General features: G+C 37.9%; 9 protein-coding genes. 1 reads left to right on the top strand and 8 read right to left on the bottom strand.

Annotated features, from left to right (window positions below):
• Positions 1-84: 84 nt before the first annotated feature.
• The 8 genes from H735_RS28885 to H735_RS28855 form a co-directional block, all read right to left on the bottom strand.
• Positions 85-450, bottom strand: coding sequence for a hypothetical protein (locus H735_RS28885; RefSeq protein ID WP_020198176.1), 366 nt, complete (start codon positions 448-450; stop codon positions 85-87).
• Positions 451-471: 21 nt separating this feature from the next.
• Positions 472-1,638: a methyl-accepting chemotaxis protein gene (locus H735_RS28880; protein WP_020198177.1), complete on the bottom strand. Its 1,167-nt coding sequence runs from the start codon at positions 1,636-1,638 to the stop codon at positions 472-474.
• A 54-nt stretch (positions 1,639-1,692) separates the two neighbouring features.
• The gene (locus tag H735_RS28875) at positions 1,693-2,949 is read right to left on the bottom strand and encodes an OmpP1/FadL family transporter (RefSeq protein WP_020198178.1); all 1,257 of its coding nucleotides are present in this window, start codon (positions 2,947-2,949) and stop codon (positions 1,693-1,695) included.
• Positions 2,950-2,958: 9 nt separating this feature from the next.
• A complete protein-coding gene (locus tag H735_RS28870; protein ID WP_020198179.1) occupies positions 2,959-3,168 on the bottom strand; it encodes a hypothetical protein in 210 nt (69 codons plus the stop codon).
• 29 nt (positions 3,169-3,197) lie between these two features.
• Positions 3,198-3,569, bottom strand: a complete 372-nt coding sequence (locus tag H735_RS31275) for a hypothetical protein (RefSeq protein ID WP_152447712.1) — start codon at positions 3,567-3,569, stop codon at positions 3,198-3,200.
• Between the two features lie 24 nt (positions 3,570-3,593).
• A complete protein-coding gene (locus tag H735_RS28865; protein WP_020198180.1) occupies positions 3,594-3,887 on the bottom strand; it encodes a hypothetical protein in 294 nt (97 codons plus the stop codon).
• Positions 3,888-3,972: 85 nt separating this feature from the next.
• Entirely contained in the window at positions 3,973-5,010 is a 1,038-nt protein-coding gene (locus tag H735_RS28860) for a porin (protein WP_020198181.1), read from the bottom strand.
• A 669-nt stretch (positions 5,011-5,679) separates the two neighbouring features.
• Positions 5,680-6,111: a hypothetical protein gene (locus tag H735_RS28855; protein ID WP_020198182.1), complete on the bottom strand. Its 432-nt coding sequence runs from the start codon at positions 6,109-6,111 to the stop codon at positions 5,680-5,682.
• Between the two features lie 298 nt (positions 6,112-6,409).
• Here H735_RS28855 and H735_RS28850 point away from each other — a divergent pair, with 298 nt between their 5' ends.
• A complete protein-coding gene (locus H735_RS28850) occupies positions 6,410-7,552 on the top strand; it encodes a flagellin (RefSeq protein ID WP_020198183.1) in 1,143 nt (380 codons plus the stop codon).
• The last annotated feature ends 69 nt before the right edge of the window (positions 7,553-7,621 follow it).

The raw sequence follows: 7,621 nt of genomic DNA, 5'->3' as shown, positions 1-7,621 counted from the left end.
CCTTATTTAGGACGGTACAGTAGTAATAAAAAAGTTCCCATCTGGGAACTTTTTTATTACAAATACAAGCTTGGTACTTTCATATCATGTAATTTTGGCACTTGATAATATTTGAACTTCATCAATGTAATTATTGTTTTCTGTTAGATCGGATATTTGAATTAACGTATTATTAAGCATACAGTACTTTAACTCAAAAATGACATTATCGCCCTCTAGTTCAGAGTTAATTGGAACAACGCCCAAAGGAGCTACAGGAACAAACTTAGAAAGAGTTAAACTAATCAAATGATGCTCTTTTTCAAAATTCAAACCTATTATTTGGCACTCCATAGGTTTTACCGTCAATCTTCCAATGTAAGATATTTCTGGTTTCAATTTCACCGAAATCAAAAAGTCTAAGTTACTTAATATCGTCTCAAAAAGCTGACCTAAAGTATGAATGTTCATTGCTTACCTTTACCTTATTTGTCAAACGTTAAAAAACGATAGTTTTTGAGTTAAATCAGACAACCAACTTGTTCTAGCTTTCATTCCATCTGCTGCTTTATAAACGTTCTGTAAGTTTTCTTCCACTCCACGGTTAACATCGTTTATACGCATTGAGATATCTTCAGTAACTGTTGATTGTTCCTCAGAAGCTGCTGCTACCATTGCGTTAATTGATGCAAGTTGCGAAACTTCATTTGAGATACTTGAGAATGCCGAATTAAGATCGGTTGTAACTTTCATTGATTCATCGATTAGTGAACTGTTAACTGACATAATCTCATCTGCTTCATTCGATTTGGCTTGCAACCTAGCAACGACCTCTTGAATATTAACTGTTGATTTCTGAGTTCTTTCAGCAAGTGCTCTTACTTCTTCTGCTACTACCGCAAACCCACGTCCGTATTCGCCAGCTCGTGCAGCTTCGATGGCTGCATTTAATGCTAAAAGATTGGTTTGTTCAGATACTGATGAAATCATTTCTACAATAGGGTTTATCTCCTCACTATATGCGCGAAGTTCGCTCACTATTGCAAAAGCCGAACCTAAAGAACTGTTAATATCAGAAACTATTGTTTGAGTGCGGTCTAACACTTGAACACCATTTTCTATCGCCTCTGACATTACAGCATTAGCGCGTTCCGCATTTACTGCATTATCAGCCACCTCTCTAGCTGTCGCTGATAGCTCTGTAGCAGCGGTGGCAATTTGTTCGATTTCTTGTAGCTCTTGTTCAGAATTGGCAACAAAAGCGGCAACTATTTGCTTTGTACCTAAATCACTTTCATTTATACTTTCCATAGTGCTTTTGCAACTTCCGATGGTATTGGCTAACTGTAACTTTGACTCAGCTAACATATCTGAAACAACATTAAACTCTGTTGAAAAAAGAGGAATGTCGGAGTGACTTAATTCGCCGTTTTTTAGTTTTTCTATTTCACTGGTTAGAATCTTTAAACAAGAAAGTTCTTTTCGGAGAATGAAAAACAAACCAAAGGTTAACAGCGTTCCTTGTAATAGAACCTCAAGTAAAACGTCTACAAATTCATTACCCTTGAAATGCTCAAGAATATATACGGAACCAAACTGTATTACTGCTGAAGAAAGAAAAAAGCATATAGCAAATAACTTAATTATTGTTTGAATCATTTTGACCTCTGAAATCTACAAATTAAATGGGGCATCATTTGATGCCCCTCTTTTTTAGAATGAATAGTTTAAGGTAGCGCCTAGGAAGTGTACGTTCATGTCGTACACTCCATTAAGTTGTGTCAATGCACCACCAGTCAGATTATCATTAGCTTGCGTTCTAACAGTACCGCCGTCTAAATACTCGTAATAAAACTGTGCTTTGGTATTTTTGTTAACAAACCATGTTAAACCAGTTGAGTATTTATTAATTGGACCAGTTGGCACATCAACAAAAATGTGTTTAGGGTCATCTTGTGGTGATGTTTCGTACGAATACCCCATTTCGAAACGAAGTGCATTGCTAATACGGAAGTGTCCGCCTAGCGCAACCGAATATGTATCTTTCCAATTTCTTGCTAAAGGAGAGTTGTGTCCTTCGACAATTACATCAGTATTTTGGACTGCGCTTAGATCCTGCCAACCAAGTGTCCACAACAAAGCAAGATTATCTTGCACTTCGTGATAGCCACTCAATTTAGCTTGGGCTGGCATGGTAATGTTGATTTGTGAGCTCAATGTTTCACCACCCACGCTTTTAACATTTGCATCCAAATCACCATCTAACTCATGGTCAATCTGAGAACGATATGTAAAACCGAATCGGTTAGCGTCGTTAAGCTCGTACATTGCTCCAACATTCCAACCATAAGAAACATCATCGGCAGTAACTTCCGCATTTATATAATCATTACCACCATCAAAACTAGCACTTCCCAAGGTTTGATTAATAAATGCATATTCGATGCTAAATCCAGCGCCAATAGATAACTGGTCGTTAAGTTTATATGCCACACTGGGATTCAATTGAGCTGTTAGGAGTAAACCATTTTCTGCCATAATCGAACCAGCAAACGCATCACTATATCCAAAACCAGAGCCACCAGTCCCGCCCATCGCGACGCCAACAGAAAATTTATCGTTAATTGCATCAGTAAAATACATACTTGCTAAAGGTAGAAGTTTTGTAAGCGAAGTCTCTTTAGAGTAGTTATTAAGATCACCAGCATTATGACTTCCAATGTCGTAATATTTACTGTCTAGATTTAAAAGACCAATATTGGAGGCAATATTTTTTCCTTTCAATCTAGTCATACCCGCAGGGTTTGCGAAAGCAGTTTCTGCCCCCTCAGCGACAGCGGCAACACCTGCACCTGCCGTACTTGTGCTTAACTCCCCTAATTCAGAAAACATATAACCACCTGCATTAGAAGTAGTAGAAATAAGCCCTAAAGACAACCCTAATGCGATAGTCAATTTGTTAAGTTTCATTTTGTATCCTTAAATATTTATACCTATTTTTTGAAAATAATTTTTTGTTGATGTAGTTAATTTTACTCCGCCTTTTTCTTGTAGAAGTGCCTCCATACTTTTTGTTTCATTTGGTGCAACATAAAAAGTGCAATGCACATTATGTCCGTAAACTAACTCGTTATCACAGACATCATAAAAACTGCCAAAATTTCTAACAATAATAGTTTTTGTTGCCATAGTTTTTCACTTAGTTTTTAATTTAAAGTTTACACATCATATAAACTAAGCAATGTTGATAACTGACATTTCAAGTCATCTAAATGTTTAATCAATTTATCGTGAATGACTGCCTCAGAACATTTTATTGATAGGTCGAGATCATCAATTGCATTAGACAAGTCAGATTTCAATGCTTTAAAGTGCTTACTTAATGATGCGTTTGGTAAACTTCTGCGAAGCAGACGCAAACTGCAATGAGCGTTGAATATTGATGCAGCAACGGACGGGGAAAGTTCAAAGACCTCCTCATCATGTAAATAACTCAGGTATTCTACACACTCTTTACAAATAAATAGACTATCAAAGCCTAACTCAATAACCACGCTACTTTCGCGGCAAAACTTACATGTATGTTCCAACCGATCACCTGATATATTAATATGTTATTCTTCTATATCCTCTATTAAAGAGGCTATAAAACAAGGATTTTCACCACAAGAAAACTCTTTAGGAGAATAACAAATCCTATCCACCTTTAATAAATTATCTTGTTTGAATTTAGTTCTATTACCTTCCGAAGCAATGGAATAAAAAAGCATTTCGTTTGTCAGACAATATTTTGCAGTCAATAATTGTAGAAGTAGTTTAATTTTTTCTTGGTTCGTTAAAGAACACGGGATTATTTCGGAAAATATAACTCTTGAATCCTCGTGACCTGTTATGCGCCACTTTAGCATGAATGCCCTCATAAATAGTGCGTCCCCATTCCGACGCACTATTTATATATTCCCGTTAGAAGTCAGTCTTAACGGTTATTAAACATTAAAAGTCGTAACGAATACCTACCGCGATCTCATCATCAGCATCGGCTTTAGACACCACACCGGTACCGATGTGATCACCTTCACTTAGCATATTGAAGTTATAAGATGCATAAGTGTAGAAATTAGTTTTGAAGTAATAGGTAGCGTCTACTGCGGTGTTGTTAACGGTAGTATCACCGTCCGTCTCGGCTTTGTTGTATGTCGCAGTAAATGCGAAATCACCAACCGTGTATGAGGTTGCTAATTCAAAACCTTTATAATCTACTACACCGTTAAAGTTGTTCATGTTTGCAGGTAGATCACCAGTAACTTGGTAACTGTCAAAATCTTTCTTAGCGTCGGTATATAGGGCCGCAAGATATACACCAGATAATTTGCCATTTACACCAATCATGCCTTCTTTGTTTTTGCCCTGCTCAGCATAGCCACCACCAACATTAATTAAGCCAGCAACGTTATAAATACCGGAAGCAGAGAAACCAGATGAATCTTCATCTTTGTAGTGACCCTGATTAGTAGTGTCGTCAAATCGTACACTTGCTTTTAGTTGAAGTACATCAAAGAAAGAACCTTGATAAGAAATCATATTATCCGAACGATCTGCCACCGCAAACTTATCGGCTGCTGTGTTACCGTGATAAGCCATGATATCTGTAAAATCGGTAATAATGCCTAAACCGCCTTCTGTTTTCCCGTAACCAACTTGACCAAAATCCCCCCCTAAAGCTGCATACGCAAGACGAACTTCTAATTCTTTATCCCCAGAATCTGTATCCGTTGCTCCGCCATTTTCGTTCGTATTAAATTGAACTTCATACACACCTGCACCATATAAGCTATCTCTGATCTGTTGTTTACCCGCGATATTAAGACGCACACGTGATTCATCTGATACATTACTATCTTTAATTGCTGCGCGACCTTCTGCACGACCTGTAAGGTCAATAGAAGTGCCATCGTTATCGTAAATTGTAGCTGCATTTGCACCACTTGCTGCTACTACTAGTAGAGCTGCTGCTAATACTGTTTTTTTCATTTTTAATTCCTAGTGTTTAATAAAGTTAAAATAGGTTAAACCTAATCAACTCCTTTTAGATTTAGGTTTAACCTTGACATCACCAAGCCGCTGGTTAGACGACGGGAGGAGATCGATGATGCTTTGTGCAGGTTATCACTAGGTTCAAATTGCGCATGTCAATATTACTTTTTGTTTTTGAAAAACTTTCTCACAAATAAAACCAACAAACGTTCAAGGATTACATTGATCACCTCCGCGAATATTAACAATTACTGATAAACTAGACGAAAATTAGAATGCACTTGTAAAAACCATTATATTCATAAGGTTATGTGTAAAGCGCGTCCTCAGCTCAACATCAGTCTTACCAATGAGACACACCACACAACTCAGTTCTATTGATATTATTTTTTTCATTAATACCAAACATTTACGCATTATTAGGAGGTTAATTTGAGAAGGGGAATCTGGATAGGTATTTTGATTGTGCTTAGTCCGTGAGACCTTGTCCGGGATGAGTGTTTAAACCAAAGGACGAAGTAAATTTTTGTATTGAATCTTTTAACTCTCCATAGTTATTTATTTCACGAGTTGCCCCCTTTTAGGGGGCTTTTTTTATGTCTTTGGATACCACATTCTGATATCCGCATACGCCGCCGTGTCTGGGTTGTTCGCGGTCTAGTCATATCATTGTTTTATATCCTTTAAGTACGCATTCACTTGGCGCAGATCTGCCCTAGTGATGATTTTCATAAACAGCAATATATCGTGATAACGTCTAATACCATCAAACATGATCCGCTTAGTAATGAGGTAAGCCGCAGCCCTACCTCTCCCTTTGGTTCCCCTAGACAAAAAATGTTTGACGCCTTCCTCATCCATCCAATTGGCGCAATACATTTCTTTCGTGAAAGGCTTTCCGTTATATGTATCTTGGACTTGAATTAATCTTGATTGAATGGTCATTTTACTTATGCGAAGCAATAGCTTTTCGTCGTGTAGAACACGAGTCCAAAACTTCTCCCAATGTTGGCGACCTATTTTATATCGAATACCTATAGCTTCTGTTCTAGCTTTAGTCTTTCCTTTCCGAATGAAACCCACAGAACGATGAATCATACCCCTTCCGGTGCCGGTACATGAATCTTAAACATATTTTCACTTGTTGAGATAAATCTCAACTTCATTGAATGTAACCCTTCCAGAGCGTCATACGGTTTGCATTGTTAAACAACACAACAACTAATAAATTAGAACCACTTTGATTAGCCGGACGAATCCCTCACCCCCCGAAAATGTGACGGTGATCTAACGATGAGTTTTTGTAAAAAAAAACACTAAAGAGGTAGTTCACCTTGCCGATCAAGCGTTTGTGTTATACGCAATTTATAACACTGAAAATACATAGGAAACATTTATGACTATATCTATTAGATCTAATGTTGCCGCTATGAATGCGCAAAATAGTTTGAATAAAGCATCAAATAAGACACAAGATTCTATGTCTCATCTGGCGTCTGGTAGTCGAATAAACAGTGCAAAAGATGATGCGGCTGGATTAGCTATTTCAAACCGATTGGCATTTCAAGCATCAGGAATTGATGTGGCAACAAAAAATGCAAATGATGGGATTTCTATACTTCAAACAGCAGAAGGAGGAATGGAAGAATCAACAAACGTTCTGCAAAGAATCCGTGACCTTGCTATACAATCCGCAAATGGTGTCAACTCACGTGATGAAAGAATTTCTCTAGATAAGGAAGCACAAGCCCTAAAAGACGAAATGAATCGTCTATCTGACACCACTCGATTTGGTGGACGAAATTTACTAAATGGGACTTTCGGTAACGAAACTTTTCAAATAGGTTCGTCACAAGGTGAGGCGATGACAATCAGTATTGATAGTATTCGTAGCGATAACCAAAATATGGGGGGCGCAGTCTTTACCGCTGGTGAAGGAAAAGACAGTTCTTGGGTTGTATCTCCAGACAAAGCTGATTTCAATTATTCATTTACTAATGATGACGGAAACAAAGAGTCTCATACAATCAATGTGAAAGCAGGAGATAGTATTGAAGAAGTCGCTACCTATATAAATGGTCAATCACAAGAGGCTTTGAAAGCTTCGGTCAATGAAGACGGTGAACTTCAAATTTATATGGACAACAACAAAATTGAAAAAGGCGTCTCTTTTTCAGGTTCGTTAGCTGAGGAGTTAGATTTATCTGGGGATTCAGCCGAAATACAAACAGTAGCCGATATAGATATTACTACCGTCGGTGGGGCCCAAAAGGCTATTGGAATTGTTGATTCAGCAGTTGAATACGTAGATTCACAAAGGGCAGAACTTGGCGCATATCAAAATAGATTAGCGCACAACATTTCAAACCTTAATGATATTCAAGTTGGTGTTACGGAATCTAAAGGAAGAATCCGAGATACAGATTACGCCAAAGAAACAACAGAAATGACCAAAAACCAAATAATGAGTCAGGCAGGAACTAGCATTTTAGCTCAAGCACGGCAGAACCCTTCGTCGGCACTATCACTTCTTGGTTAGTAAATTGCCACCTTCTAAAGACGGTGGCTTTGTGTGAGCCCCCTAAAAGGGGGCCTTTGTTTAACCCAG

It is taken from the genome of Vibrio owensii CAIM 1854 = LMG 25443 (assembly GCF_000817815.1).
GTDB lineage: Bacteria > Pseudomonadota > Gammaproteobacteria > Enterobacterales > Vibrionaceae > Vibrio > Vibrio owensii.
The sequence above is the reverse complement of the archived record's forward strand: the minus strand, read 5'-3'. Positions and strand labels throughout refer to the sequence as shown.

Coding starts and splice junctions, on each gene's coding strand:
- H735_RS28885 (WP_020198176.1), bottom strand. CDS start 450: ATGAACATTCATACTTTAGGTCAGCTTTTTGAGACGATATTAAGTAAC.
- H735_RS28880 (WP_020198177.1), bottom strand. CDS start 1,638: ATGATTCAAACAATAATTAAGTTATTTGCTATATGCTTTTTTCTTTCT.
- H735_RS28875 (WP_020198178.1), bottom strand. CDS start 2,949: ATGAAACTTAACAAATTGACTATCGCATTAGGGTTGTCTTTAGGGCTT.
- H735_RS28870 (WP_020198179.1), bottom strand. CDS start 3,168: ATGGCAACAAAAACTATTATTGTTAGAAATTTTGGCAGTTTTTATGAT.
- H735_RS28865 (WP_020198180.1), bottom strand. CDS start 3,887: ATGCTAAAGTGGCGCATAACAGGTCACGAGGATTCAAGAGTTATATTT.
- H735_RS28860 (WP_020198181.1), bottom strand. CDS start 5,010: ATGAAAAAAACAGTATTAGCAGCAGCTCTACTAGTAGTAGCAGCAAGT.
- H735_RS28855 (WP_020198182.1), bottom strand. CDS start 6,111: ATGATTCATCGTTCTGTGGGTTTCATTCGGAAAGGAAAGACTAAAGCT.
- H735_RS28850 (WP_020198183.1), top strand. CDS start 6,410: ATGACTATATCTATTAGATCTAATGTTGCCGCTATGAATGCGCAAAAT.